Here is a 1,402-nt window from a genome sequence, read left to right on the forward strand (position 1 = left end):
CATGATACTTAACTCATCATTGCTTTTAGTATCTTTACTTAAAATAGTATCTTTGGTTTCATGATTGATAAATTTAAAAAAGTGTAGTAGGTTGTTTTGTAAATTAACAATTCTTGAGCTTACTGCTTTGTTTATGTATATAAATACTATTATCACAATTACTAAAATAACAAAAAGAGATATAAATGCTATGGTTGTTATAAGTTTTGTAATAGGCATTTGTATAGAATCAACTGGAGCCATAGTCACAATAGACCAAGCATCTTGTGAGTTATCCCAAAGATCAAAAGTAGCTATTGCTGCTCTATTTTTCTTTCCATCGCTTGCACGAGTAAAGTCAAAAACAGTATTTATTTTATCTTTTTGTAATTGTATTAATGTTTTTGCACTAGGATGAGGATTTGCTTCTGAAATACTTTTTCCTGTAAATTTAGAAACAGGACTAACTGCTATTAGACCCTCAGCACCAAGTAATAATCTTTGATCATCTTTGAAAATACTTCTTTTTGGATCTGTTAGCTCTCCTCTAAAATGCGTTAAACTTCCTAAAGCTCCAACTACACCTATAATATTTCCATTTTTAAAGATTGGAATTGCAATATTGTATGCAAAAATTTCTTCACCATTGATGTTGAAAATTTGAGGTTTTCCTATTGATTCTTTTTGTGTTGATATAGCATTATTAATACTTTGTTGTTGTAAAAATGCATCATATGCTTGAACTAATTGCACGCCGCCTTCTGTTTTTAAAGAAGTATCATGAAGTAACATTAAAAATTTATGCTGATTTGTAAGTAGTTTTGGGTTGGTATTTTGATTGATTGGGGTATTAAAAAAATGAACATACATATATGCAATTTTTTCATTTGAATCAAGCACACCTTCTAAAATATTTTGCACTTCTGTATCATCAATACTATTTTCATTTGAAATAGTATTTTTTATAGTATCTTCTACTCCTAGTAAAGTTGAATAAACACTTTCTGTTGCTCCACGGACGATATTTGCATATCTAAAAGCATTAATTTGAAGTAGTTTATCTGCTTCAGTGTGTAAGATATTTGAAGCTTGTATGGAAAAAATACTTGCTAAGATTATAATGCCTAGCATTACTATAGAAATTACAACTCCAACTATTTTGGTCCCTATTTTTAAATTTGAAAACAATGTATCTCCTTTATGTGTTTTTAAAAAGGATGTATTTTATCCTAAAAAAATAATTTTTTTATTTTTAATTAATTAATATTTGTTTGGTATTTCTAATAGTGGACTTGAATGTAAAATATAGATTTAATAGAGTATCAAAGTTAAACCCATTAAGGGTTTAACTTATTTAGAATTTTTTCTTCCTAGCATCTTCTAAGATATCATTAGCTATTTGATTGACATTGTCTGCAACTAT

General features: G+C 27.7%; 1 protein-coding gene. It reads right to left on the reverse strand.

The window, feature by feature from the left end:
* Window positions 1–1,167: hypothetical protein (locus L8Y18_RS08515; RefSeq protein WP_263663065.1), on the reverse strand; the 1,167-nt coding region annotated here is incomplete at its 3' end.
* Window positions 1,168–1,402 lie beyond the last annotated feature (235 nt).

The sequence above is a fragment of the Campylobacter sp. CNRCH_2007_0968H genome, assembly GCF_025773245.1.
Classification (GTDB): domain Bacteria; phylum Campylobacterota; class Campylobacteria; order Campylobacterales; family Campylobacteraceae; genus Campylobacter_D; species Campylobacter_D lari_D.